The organism is Spiroplasma endosymbiont of Lonchoptera lutea (genome assembly GCF_964019715.1).
Lineage (GTDB): Bacteria > Bacillota_I > Bacilli_A > Mycoplasmatales > Nriv7 > Nriv7.
The window spans coordinates 1,276,814-1,293,511 of record NZ_OZ026463.1 but is presented as its reverse complement, the minus strand read 5'-3'; the positions used below and the strand labels follow the sequence as shown (position 1 = coordinate 1,293,511).

The following is a 16,698-nucleotide window of genomic DNA, read 5'->3' as shown; positions in this document are numbered from 1 at the left end:
ATTTGATGATAAGAATAGCAAAATTTGTAATCAAAAAAAGAAATTTTCTTAAAAACTATATTACAATATTTATTAAGTAGTAAAATTGATATATTAAAACTAATAATTATATAAGAGATTTGAGGCTATTTAAATGACAAAATTTAAATTTGATGTTCGTATTAAAGAAGGCTATTATAGTGCGATTTATTTTTTAAAAACCCAAAAAATTCTTAAAAAGTATTTTCCTAATAATATTGTTACGATGCAATTTTTTCAAAGACAAGATAATGTTATGCTTTGTGGTATTGATGAAATTGTGGCATTATTGAAAGAATTTGTAACGCCATTAGAAAAAATATCTGTTTATGCTTTAAATGATGGTGATATTATTAAAGCTAATATTCCGGTTTTAAAAATAACCGGTCCTTATCATTTATTTGGTTACTTAGAAGGAATTATTGATGGCATTTTAGCAAGAAGAAGTAGTGTTGCTACTAATTGTAATGAGATTTTAAAAGTTAGTAATGATAAACCAATCATCTTTATGTTTGATCGTAATGATGACTATCTTAATCAACAAGGTGATGGTTATGCTGCATATATTGCTGGTATTAAATCACAAGTTACGAGAGCACAAACTGAATGATGAAATAATCAAGAAATATTGGTTGGGACAATGCCCCACGCTTTAATTCATGGTTTTAATGGTGATATTATTAAATCTTTAGAAGCTTATAGTGAATTATTTCCTAATGATAAGTTAGTAGTATTAGTTGATTTTGATAATGATGTTATTAATACTAGTTTAAAAGTATGTCGTCATTTTCAAAATCGTCTTAGTGCTGTTCGGGTTGATACTAGCATTAGTTTAGTTGATAAATATTTTACTGTTAAAGAAAATCAAGAGAAATATTATAATGAAAATATTATGGGTATAAATCCAATTTTAATTAAGGCTTTAAGAAAAGCAATGGATGATGAAGGTTTTAATAATGTAAAAATTATTGTTAGTTCTGGATTTGATAAAGCGAAGATTAGTTGATTTGCTAGTGATAATACCCCCGTAGATTTTTATGGTGTGGGAGCAACTATTGGTAAGTTTGATATTCATTTTACTGGTGATTTAGTGCAATTAAATAATAAAAATTTTGCTAAAGTTGGTCGTGAAAATATTGAAAATGATAAGTTAGTACAAAAAATCTAATTTTGATTATGTTATAATTTAAAAGAACGAATGCTTCTTTTAAAAGGAGGGTCATAATGAATACTAATGATTTTAAAATTAAATATGGATTAAATGGTTCATTATCAAAACTTTATGAAGAAAATAGTCATCAGCAAAAAATTGCAGAGTCAAAAATTGCTGAAAATCGTCGTAAACAAAGAAATTGAATGCAACAAAAGCAAGTATATGGTTATGAACCAACAGAGATTATTTCACCAATTACAGGTTCTAATGCTAATAAAGCAAATATTGCTAGTGATAAACCAAAAGATTTTTCATTAGTAAATAATATTTATAGTATTAGACCACAATCATTAGTTAGAACAACAAAGACTTATAGTTCAATTGAAGAATATGTTAATGAGCATGTTCAGCAAGAAATTATTAATCGTAAAATTCAAAAATATCAAGATTTTTCAATATATGTTGAAGGAAGAAATATGACAAGAAATGTTAATCCAATTCCAATTGATTTTATTAATCGAAAAAGTGATAACAGTGTTAATTTAGCAACTAATGATGCACATTATGATGATACTAGTTATATTCGGGCGCAAAGTTATGTTAATCGTTTTAATGATATTCATCAACGCGCTAGTAAATTTTATGATCAACAGCAAGTTACTGAAAAAAATCGGGGCATTGTTAATTTAATTGATGAAAAACAAAAATAAGAGAAAGAATGGTAAGAAATGGAATTTTTAGAAGAATTGCAAGCCCGAGGACTTTTAAAACAAGTTACTAATAGTGAAAAAATAAAACAGGCTAAGAATAGTAATGCTAGTGTTTATTGTGGTATTGATCCAACAGCAACATCATTGCATGTGGGGCATTTATTACAAATTGTTTTATTATATCGCTTTTCATTAGCGGGTTTTAAACCGCTTGCTGTTATTGGTGGAGCCACGGCAATGATTGGTGATCCGAGTTTTAAAGTTGAAGAAAGAAAATTGTTAGATGCTAAAACAGTAAAATTAAATAGTGATGCGCTTGCTTTACAATTAGATAAATTATTAGATCATAATATTAAAGTTTTAAATAATGATGATTGAATAGCAAAATTAAATTTAATTGATTATTTAAGAGATTTGGGGAAAGAGTTTACGATTAATTATATGCTTGATAAGGAATCAATTAAAACAAGACTCGCAACAGGAATTTCTTATACTGAATTTTCTTATATGCTTTTACAAGCATATGATTTTTGGTATTTATATAAGAATTATCAATGTTTAGTGCAAATTGGTGGTAGTGACCAATGAGGGAATATTACTGCTGGAATTGAATTGATTCGTAAAAAAGAACAAGATAATCATTTAGCAAGTGGGTTAACGATTGAATTATTAACGCAAAGTAATGGTGTTAAGTTTGGTAAAACTGAGCAAGGAACAATTTGGTTAGATGCTAATTTAACATCCCCATATATTTTGTATCAGTTTTTTGTTAATCAAAATGATGCTGATGTTGAAAAACTTTTAAAATGATTAACTTTGTTATCATTAGATGATATTTTGCAAATAATGGCAAAACATAATGTTAATAAGGCTAAAAGACATGCCCAAAAGGTATTAGCAAAAGAAATTGTTGCTTTTGTTCATTCCCAACAAGAAGTTATGATGGCGATTAATATTAGTGAAGCATTATTTTCACAAAAAGTTATGCAATTACAAATGAGTGAAATTCAACAAATGAAAAATTCTGTTCCGTGAATAACTGTTAGTCAAGAACATAAACTTATTGATTTACTTTTATTACTTGAAGTATGTAGTTCTAAAACTCAAGTTCGGGAACTATTAAAGAGTAATGCTATTTATGTTAATGAGCAACTGATTACTGATGAAAACTATATATTATCTAAAGATAAATTGCTATATAATAAAATAATTTTTATTCGTAAAGGTAAACAACATTATTATATTGTTGAAGTTAATAGTCATTAATGTTTAAAACAATAAGTTATTTTCATAAAAATTTATCTTGTTTTTTTAAATATTTTATTGCATAATTTGTATATAATTTTAAATAGAATTTAGCAGTTAGAAATGTATTTTGTAATAATAAAAAATAAAGAAGCTTAATGATTAAGCTTCTTTATTTTTTTAATAATTTGTTTAAAGAAAATTGCTTAAAAATGGAGGAGCATTATGCCACAAGATATTAAAACTGTTATTACTAATCAAATTAAACAAGATATCAATGAAAATATTAAAGATGATATTGTATTAAAAGCGAAGTTTTTTAAGATGATATGTTTACAAACTAAAAATGGGGATAATAATATGTTTCCTAAACTTTTAGTTTATCTTTCTTGTATGAGTGAAAATCGTAATGCTAACATTTCTAAAGAAAATATTGATAGTTTAGTTAGTTTAGTTGAAAATAATAATATTTTAGAATTTAAAGAAAAACTTGAAATAATAACAAATTATAATTTTGTTAGTGAAGCGATTACTAAGAGCAAAGAATTTTATTATAACTTTGTTTAAAAATACCAAATTGTAAAGTTAAGTGCAACTAAATTATCTTTCGCCAATCGAATATTTGGTTAGAAAAATAATTTAGTTGCACTTAACTTTACAATTTGGCATTTCTATTAACTTCTCGATTAATAGTACTAATACTTCGATTAAGATTTTTAGCTATTTCACTAATTTTTACTTTAAATTTCAATTGATTCTCAATATAAATTCTTTCATCTATGCCAAGATGTTTGTATCCCATATAAAAACTCCTTAAATTTACTTTTTCTAAAATAAACTTAGCATCATGAAATTTTTATATGAAATCTTTTGCAATTTTATTTACTTGCACTTACAAGTATAATTCAGCTGATAAAAATTTTCGCATAAAGAAAAATCCTCCTTTCAAAGGAATTATATTATAAAAAATATTGGCAATATTTAAGAGAACTTTTTTAATATCATTAATAAGATTGCTAATGGCGCTACAAATTCAAATAACATCTGAAATGCCGGGATAACTTCAAACACCGGAAAGGCAGTTTTGGTAAAATTAATCGTTGTTTTAGCAATATCTGCAATAGGGCGAATTAAAAGATTAATTCGAGAAATACCAAGTAATCAATTCAACACACTAACAGAAGCGTGTTGAATACCACAAGATATGGCACTAAATAAACCTCAATAAGAACAGCTGGGTGTTGGAATTAAATCATCCATATTACCACTTATTCCACCGCCAATAAAAGCCGTTGAATTCAAAATGTTAAAATCGTATAAAGAATAATGGTATTCGGTGCTTTCACCTTTCTTTTTATATAGCGGAAAAGTCAGTGTAAAAATATTAATTCCATACATCACATCAACTTTAGCGTTATAAAAATGCAGTTTAAGTTTATTACTAGTAGCGTTTCATAATTGGTTATCATACGCTTTTAAAACATTAAAATCTATTTGATAAGAACTTTTACCAGTATTAAAACCATTGACAATTTGTTTATCTTTAACAAAGAAATAAGAACGAAAAATCATATTCTTACTATTTTGGATTGTTGAACCAAAATTAATTAAATATTGTTTGGGATAAAAAGTAATTAAGGAACGGTAGAAAAAACCCATTTGTAAAACATTTTTAGGGATTTGTGGCATTCCTTTGTAATCTAATTCTACATAAGTAGAAACATCCATATCAAAACTTGCATAAAAGAATTGTACGAAAAAACCACCTAAAACTTTATAAATTTTGTTAAATAAACCATTAATAAAATCAACAGTTAAATGTTTTTGATAATGGAGCATAAAATCTTTAAAATCAGTCTTTAATTTATCATCATAGCGTAAAAAATGGAAAGTATTACCATAATAATTAATTTGTCCAAAAAAGGTATTAATAAAATCTCCTCCAAAACTTGTTTGTGAGCCAGATTTTCAAAGTGATTTACCATTTTCTAAAAACTCATTACAACCCACAATGCTACCATGCTCAGTTTTTATAGTAATAACATCACCAAAACTAGAAAAGGAAAGTTCTCTAAAAATAACTTTTTCAATGAAACCAAGTGGATATGAATTTTTGCGACTTAAACTAAATTTACTATTCTGTTTAAAACCATTTAATTTAATTGAAATTTCACTCATATATTTAAAATTATCGTCAAAGAAATTAAAAACGGGAACTCAATATAAATAACTATAATTAAATTTATCAAAATCTCGGCGTTGTATCATCAAATAATCAAGTTTATCTTGAAACTGATTATACTGATATTCACCATCTTTTTTAGTTATTTCCAAGGGTAACGGTTGCTCGTTATCTTTTTCTGGTAAAGGAGGCATTTCCGCTGAAAATGAAGTGATATGAAATATTTTCGTGTTAAGACCTTGCGGAACTTTCTTATTAAGAAATACTTTAAAATTAATTAAATTATCAATAAAATAAAATTCTTTAAAAGGCTTGGACTTATAAGAGCCATTAGAACGATAAAAGTTATTAATTTGATTATAACCAGCACTATCTTTGTCAACAAATAATTGAAGGGCTGGTCTTTGAACAAAATCGCCATTACCTATTTGAATATCAAAATCACTCGAAAGCTTTAAATTAGTAGCATCAATTTCTAAATGATATGAACCCCCGCCGTAACCACTAATTATTCAAGCACTTTTATCAATCTTGGAAAACTCTAATTCGCAACTTTCACCACATTGACTAGGGTTTGTGGCTCGTTTTTGTCGTTTCATAAAGAATTGTTCCATATTAGGTTTTGGTGGTTGTTTTGTATCAAAAAACGCCCCTAACGGTACCAAACTAATAAACATTATAATAAATCAAGAAATAATCTTATGCATCTCATCACGACTTAAAACTCTCTTTTATTGCTTTAAAAGCATGAGAGAATTTATATTAATAATATAATGGACATTCAGAAATATTAATAACTTCTTTTTGATGTTTTCTAACTACTTTATTAAAATAAAAACGCTTAATAATTAACTTAACAACTGTCATTAACAAATAAACCATTAATAATCAAAAATACACCTTAAAAAATACATTTTGAAAATCAAACAATATAAAATCTTTAAAAAACTCATCTGTGTTAGTTCTAATTCTTGTTAAAAACACTCAAATTATAACGATAAAGCTATGAAGTATAATAAAAAAATGTATAAAACCTAAAACACTTTTAAATCATTTAATACCTAATATTTTCTTTAACTTTTTCATTTTTTAACTCCTTAAAATTAAATATATTGTTGATAAAATGCAAATCGTTTCTAAAATTTGGAAAATCGGATGTTGAGAAAATAACCTAATCATTGGTTTAAACAAATCTAAAATTTTAATATTATTTGATAGAACTTTATTAAAATATTCTAAACCCTCACGCACATAGGCTCATAAACCTAAAAAGTCGTTTAAAACAAAAATAGAAAAAACAGCAACAAGAATAAATAATATTATTAATTTAAACATTTTCTAAACCTACCTTTTTATTCGCCGTCCGTGCTGGTTAACTCATGGTCTATTTTTAGGGCTATTACCACTAAACTTCTTAATTGAACCACTAGATGATTTTTTCTTAGCTCCTCAATTAGCAACTGATTTTTGATATTTTTTACGAAAACCAACTTTTGGTCGTTCAATATGAATACCTAAAATGCCACCAATTACAAGATTTATCACAAGCATAATTAGCGGAAAAATAATAATGCGAATATCTGTTCCAGGAATGGTTAAAGTTCAAATTAAATCAAAAACTTTATAAAACATATCGCCAATTAAACTAGCCATTTTTTCTAAGTTTTCCATTTTTTAAACTCCTTTACTTGTTTTTCTTCTTCAGATTATTTTTTAACTTAGTAAGTATCTTACTAAATTTTTCCATTTTTAAATATTCTAATGCTTCAATATCCATCACATTATCATTTCAAAATTTATGCTGATAATTATCATTCAAAGCACGATTACTTAATTCACGCAAGAATGATAAATATTTATTATCATAAAGGTTTAAAATTGACATCGGAATTTTCAATTTAAAGAAATAAATGTCTAATTCCGGAATGCTACGATACTTGATTTCGCGACCTTTTTTATCATTTTTAGCATTAATTAGCGTTAATCGTCATTGTTCGTATTCGCTTACCGATTTAAAAGTGCCGTAAATAACTTGTAAATAAGGACGAGAGATACTAACTGGTTTTTTTCTAATGCCAACAATTATTGAATTCGCAATATCACGAACTTTAACTCATATATGTTCGGCTCGTTGTCCGCTTGCTAATACAATATGGGTAAATTGTCGAGCCGAAGCGAAATATTCTTGTAAACCTTGAGTTACTCTATCATTTTCTTTATAGTCAGTTCCTTCTAAAAATAAGTTGGTTTCATCTCATAATAGTAAATGCTTTTCTTCTAATATCGGATAATTATAATCTAATAAAGACATATGCCCTAATGAAAGCATTTGTTTATCCGTAATCGGAAAAGTAGAAATCGTTTTTCAACCACTTAATAAGTAAGAAGCTAAAACCATTAAAGCAGTTTTTCCAGTTCCTAAGGCACCAATTACTAAATTTAAGGGTGAATTTAATAAGAAATTAATAAAACTACGACGAGCAAAAAAATGAGAAATTTTAGTATATAGAATATACAAAGCAATTAATAAATAAATAATATCAAATAACATTCGTCAACTTTGGGGATTATAATAATGCAAAATCGCACCATAGAATTACGCAATAATAAATAAAGTGCGATTTAAAGCCACAAAATCATATAGTCTTAAATTTATTTTTTTAAACAATAGCATCACTTAAATCACATTTTCTTTATTTTTATTACTATCTGCCGGGCATTAATTTTTCAAACATTTTGAAAGCGATTAAAAATAAACCAATAATCACGCCAAGCAAGAAAACTCAATATGTAGCAAAAAAATTAACGACATTTGGCATATTGCCACCAATAATATCAGTTCAAATATTACCGAACGCTGTAATTAATGCTTTTCATAAGTTAGTAACCGCTTGTTCACCAGTAATTTTTGCTGGTGCATCGGCCAAGAAAGTTCCAATCATATAATCACCCCCTTTCTAAACAAAATATGATTTAACCTTATAAAATAAAATAACCATAAATAAGATAATGAATACTAATACCATTCAAAAGGCAATATTGGCTATTAAAAGTCAAAGTAGTTCTTTGGTTAAATCAATTTCTTTACCAGAAACTCACGCCGGAATAACTTTAATTTGAATAAATAAATCTCAAAAATATGATTTTATCATTTCTCAATCTAAATCTTTTCAAGCAACTAAAAACATAATAATTACCGCTTAAAAGGTCAAAAGAGTAGAAAAATAATTGCCGAGAAGAGCATTACAATTATTAAAATTGAAAACAAAAATACAACTTGGGGTGGTAAATCGGCAGTTGGATAAATTAGTTCAATTAACTCAATAATTATTTTTTTAAACATTTTCTAAACCTACTTTTTAATTTCTTTTTCATCTTGTTCTAATAAATTTCGCTTAAACTTTGCAATAAATATTCGTTGTGCATAAGTAAAATCTTTTGGCAACTGCTTTGCTTCGCTACCATATTTCTTTTTATCTTTAAAAAACCGATAAATATTAACCGCAATATAGTATGCTAGTAATAATGTTAAAATCGTAAAAAATACTAATCCAAATATACTCATCTTTCTTTTCTCCTTAATTTTTTAATTTTTAATTCTTATTTTAAATTGCAATTTTTCTTTCATTTTTTAACTCTTAATGTTTCATTTTTCTTAGTTGATTTCTAAATCTTAAACTTTCTAATGAAGCATAATTTGCACTTTCAAAGTCTATATAATTAATATTTTTAAATTCATAGATTGCTCCGCACATTTTAGTTTTAAAATTATTAACTGTTGATTTTAAGTACTTTACAAATTCAGAATTTACGGTTCTATTAACAATATTATTCAAAGTATCGGTAAATATTTGTTTTCTAGTAATGGGGTTTTGACAGTTATAAGAGAATTGATAAGCCTTGATATTTAAATCATATTGATTTAATGATTTTTCGTTCAGGACATTTTTAGTTATATATTTGGAGCAATATTTTACAACCACTTCATTAGTATTTTCACGAACTCTAATATTTTTATTAATTCCATAAGGTCAAAATTGTAAAATAATTTTATGGGGTATTTTTTCGGTGATTAAAATATGAAAATGAATAACGCCTCGTTTCTGATATTCATAGGTATACAAATACTTAATATTTTTATTTTTAACTTTAAATCAATATTTTAATTTTTTTAAAAATTTATTTAAATCACGCTTACATTTTCTAATGTCAAATTCATTAACATCAGCATAAGTAAGGGTTAAAAATGTAAGTTTTTTACAATTTCAAAAATTATGATATGCCTTCCGAATAACATTAGATTTTGCACGAATATTACTATTAAGCAGTTTTGTATCGCAATTACCCTTATTTTTTAAACCGCTAACATTGCGGTTATTTGCTTTGATATGTTCTAAAGGCATAACAATATTACGAATGTATTGACCGTAATAAATAGTTTTCATATAAAAATCAATCGGATTTTGAAGTTGTAAATTCATATTTTATGCTCCCGTTTTAGATTTTCGCCAGTTGTGTTATTTAATCAAGTAATAGTCGGCTTCGCCGACTAACCCGCTAGCGGGCGGGGCATACGCCTTCCGCACCGCTTCGCAGACCGAAGTGATTATCAATTAACTAGACAAGTTTTTTTGATTTTTTGATAATTCAATTTTTTGCAAGTTAACTATTTTGGGGGTTTTTTCAAAAGTTAATTCGCAACTAAAAAATGATTTAACGTTTTCTTTTAACAGTTTATAAATTTCTTGTTGTTCTAGATTGTTATCATCAATTCATAAAGCCTTTTGTTCACCGGTAGGCTCAAATAAGTCATTTTCATAACGCAAAAATTCGGCAGAATAACCCGACATCATAGAGCCATCTTTATTTTTAAATATTTTTCTTTTTATACTAACTAATTTAACTTTAAACATTATTATCTAAATTCCTTTTACTTTTATTTTTTAAAATTTTTTTAATATGATTAATAAATTTTTTCTCACAAGCAACATGCAAATATCGTTTATCACTAAATAGATGTAAACACCAGCGACATATTTTATATAATTTATCTTTCCTTTCAAAATTTAAAAACCCTTTTCATCGCAAGAATTACAGATTCCAACTGTATTTTTATTACCAATGACATAGCTTTCGCTGTCGCATTCAATACAAAATATTACTGCCAAAAGAAAACACCCCCTAAAAGTTTGTAGAAAACAAAATCTTGTCATATGTATATGGTTTCTACATTACCTTAAATAAACTTGTATTGACATTTAAGAAAGTAATTTATATAATACTTAAAGACAATTAAATCACAGCTTTTAAACATAATTAAGTTGCAAATAGATTGCTTAATTTTTTACTTTAAGTAGCCTTTGCTGCAATGGCGAATAGTAATCTATCTTAATTAGAGTTTAATTTAAACTCACTGATTTTATAATGTCAAATATATTGATAAGGGAGTTTTTATTATGTCAAGATATACAGGAGCTATTTTTAGAATTGCAAGAAGAGTTGGATTTTCAATTTTAGAAACTGGAAAAGAATTTGCTAAAGGAAAAAAGCGTACAACTGCTCCAGGACAACACGGAGCAAGAAGAAGAAAATTATCTAACTATGGTTTACAACAACAAGAAAAACAAAAAGTAAGATATATGTATGGTTTAAATGAAAAACAATTTCGAAATACATTTTTAAAAGCCAAAAAAATGAGTGGTGTTACAGGAACTAACTTTTTAATTTTATTAGAATCTCGTTTAGATAACATTGTTTATCGTTTAGGTTTAGCAAGAACAAGAAGTGCAGCTCGCCAATTAGTTAATCACAGTCATATATTAGTAAATAATAAGAAAGTTAATATCCCTTCTTATCGTGTATCACCTAATGATAAGATTACAATTAAAGAAAATTATAAGAACAATCCAAAACTGTTAGAAGCAATTGAATTAAATGTTGGAACATTGGAATTTGTTAGCTTTGATCGCAAAAATATTGTTGGAACTTACATTCGTTATCCTGAAAGAAATGAATTAAATTCGGAAATTAATGAATCTTTAATTGTTGAATGATATAACCGTATTATTTAATAATAAATTAAGTATAATTAAAGATAAGTAAAAAGACTTAGAGTGATAATCCTCTAAGTCTTTTTACTATTTAAATCCTGAATTGTAAATATAAATGGGACAGTTTTTTAAAATAATTGTATTAAATCTATTGGTCTTTTATAAGATAATGATTTTCTGGGTGTAGAATTAATTTGAAATGCTATAGAATTTAAGTCTTTTTGTTTATATGAAGATAAATCAGTAGATTTTGATAAATATCTTCTTAAAATACCATTATTGTTCTCATTTAAACCTCTTTGACAAGGTTTTCCGGCATCTGCAAAATAAATTTTAACATTACAATTTTTTTCAATTAATTTTCATTTACTAAATTCTTTACCACGATCAAAAGTAATAGTTTTAATTGTTCCTGGTATTAATTTTGAAATAAATTTTATTATACTTTGTGTAATACTTTCTGCTTTATGATTTTTAGTTTTCAAAGGAATTGTGGTTTTTGATCATATATCAGCTAAAGTAATAATAGAACTTTTATGATCTTTACCAACGATAGTATCTCCCTCTAAATGGCCAAATTCTTGTATATTTTTAATATTTGGAATGATTAAATTTCTTTCATGAATAGATTTACAAGGTCGCGTTTAGTTTTGTTAGGTAGGAAAAGGTTTAAATAATTTTGAAAAAAAAGTAATCACAATTTAATTATCATTTTATCTAAAAAATAAGTAATAAAACAAAATATTTAATATATACCTGAATTGTAAATATAAATGGGACAGTTTTTTAAAATAATTGTATTAAATCTATTGGTCTTTTATAAGATAATGATTTTCTGGGTGTAGAATTAATTTGAAATGCTATAGAATTTAAGTCTTTTTGTTTATATGAAGATAAATCAGTAGATTTTGGTAAATATCTTCTTAAAATACCATTATTGTTCTCATTTAAACCTCTTTGACAAGGTTTTCCGGCATCTGCAAAATAAATTTTAACATTACAATTTTTTTCAATTAATTTTCATTTACTAAATTCTTTACCACGATCAAAAGTAATAGTTTTAATTGTTCCTGGTATTAATTTTGAAATAAATTTTATTATACTTTGTGTAATACTTTCTGCTTTATGATTTTTAGTTTTCAAAGGAATTGTGGTTTTTGATCATAGATCAGCTAAAGTAATAATAGAACTTTTATGATCTTTACCAACGATAGTATCTCCCTCTAAATGGCCAAATTCTTGTATATTTTTAATATTTGGAATGATTAAATTTCTTTCATGAATAGATTTACAATTATTAATTCTGCCCCTAGTTTCTTTTTGTTTATGAGGTTTATTTTTGCCTTTTCTCAATAAATTTTTTTCATCAAAACCCATTCGATTTGTTTTAAACATGTTATATAAAGTTTTTGTTGAAATATTTTTTATTTTATTTTTCTTTAAAAAATCAGCAATTATATCAAGAGCATAATTTTTAGTAATTAACAAATAATTGATAGTATTAATTTCTGTTAAAGTTAAAATTATTAATTTTCTACCTGCATTTTGTTTATTTTTTTGAACTTGATTCAATATTTCTAATGGTAATAAGTTTTGATTTAATAATTTACAAACTCTGTGTACAGTTGATTTACTATAATCAATTGCTTTTGCTATTTTACGAATAGAAAATCCATAACTTTTATATTCTTTTATTGCTATTATTGATTCAATAGTCAGATACTTATACATTGTGCTAATTCCTTTCTTTTCTTAATTATAGAATTAACACAATTTGTTTTTTATATAAGTGTCCTTTTTAATTTTACATTTCAGGTTAACAAACATAATCTTAATAAAAGGTTATAAAAACTCACTAAAATGCTTATAAAAACAACATTAAAATAATTTTTTACAAAAAAAATCATACATAAGAAATATATACTTAATTTGCATATTGAAATAATTTATAGTAAATGATTATTTTTTCTTTTTTTAAAAATACCTAAGAAAACTAAACGCGACCTTGTAAATCTATTCATGAAAGAAATTTAATCATTCCAAATATTAAAAATATACAAGAATTTGGCCATTTAGAGGGAGATACTATCGTTGGTAAAGATCATAAAAGTTCTATTATTACTTTAGCTGATATATGATCAAAAACCACAATTCCTTTGAAAACTAAAAATCATAAAGCAGAAAGTATTACACAAAGTATAATAAAATTTATTTCAAAATTAATACCAGGAACAATTAAAACTATTACTTTTGATCGTGGTAAAGAATTTAGTAAATGAAAATTAATTGAAAAAAATTGTAATGTTAAAATTTATTTTGCAGATGCCGGCAAACCTTGTCAAAGAGGTTTAAATGAGAACAATAATGGTATTTTAAGAAGATATTTACCAAAATCTACTGATTTATCTTCATATAAACAAAAAGACTTAAATTCTATAGCATTTCAAATTAATTCTACACCCAGAAAATCATTATCTTATAAAAGACCAATAGATTTAATACAATTATTTTAAAAAACTGTCCCATTTATATTTACAATTCAGGTTTCATAAAATAAATCATTTCTTAAAGTCTCAATACTTTTTCAAGTTAAATTTTTATTTTCTTTTTTTAAATTAGAATTAAATACTGGTTTCATATTAGGAATATGATTCATAAAGACTGGCAAAATAATAATTAATAATAATTTTTCCCTCAACATAATTATTCATGTCCTTCCAACTATTAAATAATTTTATTTATCTTTTAATTGTAAATACGCAATATTAAGAGTTAATGCTGGCAAATAAATTAATAAACTTATGATTGAAGTTAAAAGTAACCTTGTTGTCTTTTTTACATAGAAATCCCCTTTAACTAATACCAAAAGAATAGTCATTACCAATGTTACATACATTAGAACTAGCACTGATAAAGCAAAAAAGCGATATCGCAAATAATTTTTATATATCATTGTCAATAGCACCATTGTTAAAAAACTATAAAATGTTCAATTAATAATTGTACTAACTTCATAATCAGCATATTCGCCAACCGCTGATTTTAATTTAAAAAAATTATAAAATGTTTCATTGCGATTAGAAATCGGAATTAGCAACAAAATATATAATAATAAATATATTGCTAGTTTTAAATAAAATATTTTTAAAAAAACTGGTTTTTGTATAAGTCTCTCTCCTGATTTTAGACTAAGCATTTAGCAACTACCTCTCTATTTTTTAATTACTTACATTTTTTAAACTTTCCTTGATAAATTCAAAAACTATCAACTCCTTAAAATATAAATATTTTTCTTAAACTTATAATGACATTATAATTATATCTAAAATTAAATGATTTCCATTGAAACTATTTTCTAAAAATGACATTGTGACCCATTTTAAAAACTAATTTAAAAAAGTCAGAAGTAAACTTCTGACTTTTAACATCTTTTATACAAGTTAATTTAGTTGTTATTTTAAAGCTGTAATAATTTTTCCAATTCATCCAATAGTTGCTCCAAATGCTCCATTAACGGCACATAGGTTGCTTCCAGTGCTAAATCAATACCAACATCTTGCAAAATTAACATTGGTTCTTTATGACCCCCTGCTTTAAGAAAATTCAAAATGTTATCTTTATTGCCCTTTTCAAAATCATCATATAACTTAAACGAAGTTGTCACCGAAGTAGCATATTTATAAACATAATAAGGGGAATTAAAGAAATGTAAAATTCGCGGTCAAGCATAAATGCCATCATCAGCAATTTCATCATAAACATCATAACCATACTCAATTGAAACATCTTTAAACAATTTTGCTAAAATACTAGCATTAATCGGCTGCTCTTGTTCAACTATTTTATGAGCTTCCCATTCAAACTTAGCAAACTGAATTTGACGAAAGAAAGTAGCCATTAAATCATTAATTCTTGTTTCCAATAAATAAATTTGTTCATCTTTTTCTTTAGCTTGCGTATACAGATATTTAAATAAAAGATGCTCATTAAAAGTTGATGCCACTTCTGCTAAAATAATCGGATATTGTGCTAAATTAGGCGGTTGATATTTATTAGAAAATAATGTATGCACGGAATGACCTAATTCATGTGCTAAGGTAGCAACAGATCTTAATGAATCATCTCAATTCATTAAAATAATTGGTTCAACACCTTTACCTGATGACGAATATGCCCCACTGCGTTTGTTAGTGTCTTCAAAATAATCAATTCGCCCTGGTAATAAAGCGATATCTAACATCGTTAAATATTCTGCTCCCAATGGCTGAAAAGCTGCTTTTACCATTGCAATCCCTTGCACCACAGTATACTTATTATTTTCTGTTTTATTCATTAATAAATGACTATCAGTTGCATAAAATTTATCTAATTGAAAATATTTTTGTTTAATTTTAATAAAACGCCGATATAAATGAATATATGCTTTTCCAACTTCTAATAAAGTTAAATACATATCTGGCAATACTTTATCACCTAATAATGATGCTTGCAATGAACTTTCATAGTTTCTTAATTTAACTTCTTCAACACTATATTGAATAATATCTTCATACACTTTAGCTAATGAATGCTTCTTTGTAATTAAATGTTTGTTTAATAAGATACTAGTTTCTCGTCGTAATTTTTGATCTTCTTTGGGACGCGATAATTGTGCTATTGAAGTTGCTAATGATTCTGTTAATTCCTGTTTTTCACCATCATAATCAAGATATTGTTTTTCCTTATCAGCATATGCTAATAAATCATAAAGTTGATAACTAGTACTTCGCGTTTTAGCAACATTGTTTAATAATTCCTCTTGTTCTTCTGTTAATAAATATTTTACTTTTTCAAAAAATGACCGAAAATCATATTCAAAATTTTTTAATTCCGCATCATTTGCTAACATTTGCATAATTTTTTCCGCACCAATTTGTTTTAATTCTGGTTCAACAAATGACATCTTAGTTTGAATTTTTAATGACTCATTCATCATTAAATTACTTAAATTAATAAATCGTTCATCAGTAGTATCTAAACTACCATAATGTAAATATTGCGAAAGTTTTGCACCTAAAATTTCTCCCGCCTCTGACAATAAAATATATTGCTTAAAATTTTCTTGTTGATGTAATTTCCCTTTTAAATTATACAATTTACCATAATGACTAATATAATTTTGTAACGCCTTCGTTCATTCATCATCACTAGTAAATAAATAACTTAAATCTCATTGATACTTCTTATCAGCATTAATTCGTTTCATTAGTTGTATCCTCTTCCCTTATTAATCTATTTTATGATTATATCAATATATTACGGCATTTGTGCAATCAAAAATGTTATAATTTATATAATTTT

19 protein-coding genes and 2 pseudogenes are annotated in these 16,698 nt (G+C 25.7%); 6 read left to right on the top strand and 15 right to left on the bottom strand.

Going from position 1 to position 16,698, the window contains the following annotated elements; translation table 4 throughout:
• Positions 1-133 precede the first annotated feature (133 nt).
• From AACK97_RS07355 to AACK97_RS07340, 4 genes are all read left to right on the top strand, one after another.
• Positions 134-1,186: a nicotinate phosphoribosyltransferase gene (locus tag AACK97_RS07355; protein ID WP_338967761.1), complete on the top strand. Its 1,053-nt coding sequence runs from the start codon at positions 134-136 to the stop codon at positions 1,184-1,186.
• Positions 1,187-1,242: 56 nt separating this feature from the next.
• Positions 1,243-1,881, top strand: a complete 639-nt coding sequence (locus AACK97_RS07350) for a hypothetical protein (protein ID WP_338967760.1) — start codon at positions 1,243-1,245, stop codon at positions 1,879-1,881.
• Positions 1,882-1,899: 18 nt separating this feature from the next.
• Positions 1,900-3,147, top strand: a complete 1,248-nt coding sequence (tyrS, locus tag AACK97_RS07345; protein ID WP_338967759.1) for a tyrosine--tRNA ligase — start codon at positions 1,900-1,902, stop codon at positions 3,145-3,147.
• Positions 3,148-3,351: 204 nt separating this feature from the next.
• Positions 3,352-3,693 (top strand): hypothetical protein, encoded by a 342-nt coding sequence (locus tag AACK97_RS07340; protein ID WP_338967758.1) that lies wholly within the window; start codon positions 3,352-3,354, stop codon positions 3,691-3,693.
• An 88-nt stretch (positions 3,694-3,781) separates the two neighbouring features.
• Here AACK97_RS07340 and AACK97_RS07335 read toward each other — a convergent pair whose 3' ends face one another.
• From AACK97_RS07335 to AACK97_RS07285, 11 genes are all read right to left on the bottom strand, one after another.
• Positions 3,782-3,928 (bottom strand): helix-turn-helix domain-containing protein, encoded by a 147-nt coding sequence (locus AACK97_RS07335; RefSeq protein ID WP_338967757.1) that lies wholly within the window; start codon positions 3,926-3,928, stop codon positions 3,782-3,784.
• Between the two features lie 179 nt (positions 3,929-4,107).
• Positions 4,108-5,985 carry a hypothetical protein gene (locus AACK97_RS07330; protein ID WP_338967756.1) on the bottom strand — a complete coding sequence of 626 codons (1,878 nt, stop codon included), beginning with the start codon at positions 5,983-5,985 and terminating at the stop codon, positions 4,108-4,110.
• An 85-nt stretch (positions 5,986-6,070) separates the two neighbouring features.
• Positions 6,071-6,394, bottom strand: a complete 324-nt coding sequence (locus AACK97_RS07325; protein ID WP_338967755.1) for a hypothetical protein — start codon at positions 6,392-6,394, stop codon at positions 6,071-6,073.
• Positions 6,395-6,397: 3 nt separating this feature from the next.
• Positions 6,398-6,643, bottom strand: coding sequence for a hypothetical protein (locus AACK97_RS07320; protein WP_338967753.1), 246 nt, complete (start codon positions 6,641-6,643; stop codon positions 6,398-6,400).
• Between the two features lie 9 nt (positions 6,644-6,652).
• Positions 6,653-6,979, bottom strand: a complete 327-nt coding sequence (locus AACK97_RS07315) for a hypothetical protein (RefSeq protein ID WP_338967752.1) — start codon at positions 6,977-6,979, stop codon at positions 6,653-6,655.
• Positions 6,980-6,992: 13 nt separating this feature from the next.
• Positions 6,993-7,859: a hypothetical protein gene (locus tag AACK97_RS07310; protein WP_338967751.1), complete on the bottom strand. Its 867-nt coding sequence runs from the start codon at positions 7,857-7,859 to the stop codon at positions 6,993-6,995.
• A 154-nt stretch (positions 7,860-8,013) separates the two neighbouring features.
• Positions 8,014-8,250, bottom strand: coding sequence for a hypothetical protein (locus tag AACK97_RS07305; RefSeq protein WP_338967750.1), 237 nt, complete (start codon positions 8,248-8,250; stop codon positions 8,014-8,016).
• Between the two features lie 15 nt (positions 8,251-8,265).
• Positions 8,266-8,496: a hypothetical protein gene (locus tag AACK97_RS07300; RefSeq protein WP_338967749.1), complete on the bottom strand. Its 231-nt coding sequence runs from the start codon at positions 8,494-8,496 to the stop codon at positions 8,266-8,268.
• A 164-nt stretch (positions 8,497-8,660) separates the two neighbouring features.
• Positions 8,661-8,873: a hypothetical protein gene (locus tag AACK97_RS07295; RefSeq protein WP_215826178.1), complete on the bottom strand. Its 213-nt coding sequence runs from the start codon at positions 8,871-8,873 to the stop codon at positions 8,661-8,663.
• 73 nt (positions 8,874-8,946) lie between these two features.
• On the bottom strand, positions 8,947-9,789 hold the full coding sequence (locus AACK97_RS07290; RefSeq protein ID WP_338967747.1) for a rolling circle replication-associated protein: 843 nt from the start codon (positions 9,787-9,789) through the stop codon (positions 8,947-8,949).
• 132 nt (positions 9,790-9,921) lie between these two features.
• A complete protein-coding gene (locus AACK97_RS07285) occupies positions 9,922-10,221 on the bottom strand; it encodes a hypothetical protein (RefSeq protein WP_338966992.1) in 300 nt (99 codons plus the stop codon).
• A gap of 543 nt (positions 10,222-10,764) precedes the next feature.
• On the opposite strand from AACK97_RS07285, the gene rpsD reads away from it, so the two are divergent.
• Complete coding sequence (gene rpsD, locus AACK97_RS07280) at positions 10,765-11,379, top strand: 30S ribosomal protein S4 (protein WP_338967745.1); 615 nt, start codon at positions 10,765-10,767, stop codon at positions 11,377-11,379.
• A gap of 107 nt (positions 11,380-11,486) precedes the next feature.
• Here the strand turns inward: rpsD and AACK97_RS07275 are convergent.
• Positions 11,487-11,993: pseudogene (locus AACK97_RS07275) on the bottom strand (IS30 family transposase); the annotation flags it as partial.
• A gap of 151 nt (positions 11,994-12,144) precedes the next feature.
• Positions 12,145-13,089 carry an IS30 family transposase gene (locus AACK97_RS07270; RefSeq protein WP_338967744.1) on the bottom strand — a complete coding sequence of 315 codons (945 nt, stop codon included), beginning with the start codon at positions 13,087-13,089 and terminating at the stop codon, positions 12,145-12,147.
• Between the two features lie 275 nt (positions 13,090-13,364).
• Here AACK97_RS07270 and AACK97_RS07265 point away from each other — a divergent pair.
• Positions 13,365-13,871 (top strand): annotated as a pseudogene (locus AACK97_RS07265) (IS30 family transposase); the annotation flags it as partial.
• Positions 13,872-14,092: 221 nt separating this feature from the next.
• On the opposite strand, the gene AACK97_RS07260 reads toward AACK97_RS07265, so the two are convergent.
• Both AACK97_RS07260 and pepF read right to left on the bottom strand, forming a co-directional pair.
• On the bottom strand, positions 14,093-14,554 hold the full coding sequence (locus tag AACK97_RS07260; RefSeq protein ID WP_338967743.1) for a hypothetical protein: 462 nt from the start codon (positions 14,552-14,554) through the stop codon (positions 14,093-14,095).
• A gap of 261 nt (positions 14,555-14,815) precedes the next feature.
• Entirely contained in the window at positions 14,816-16,603 is a 1,788-nt protein-coding gene (pepF, locus tag AACK97_RS07255; protein WP_338967742.1) for an oligoendopeptidase F, read from the bottom strand.
• Positions 16,604-16,698 lie beyond the last annotated feature (95 nt).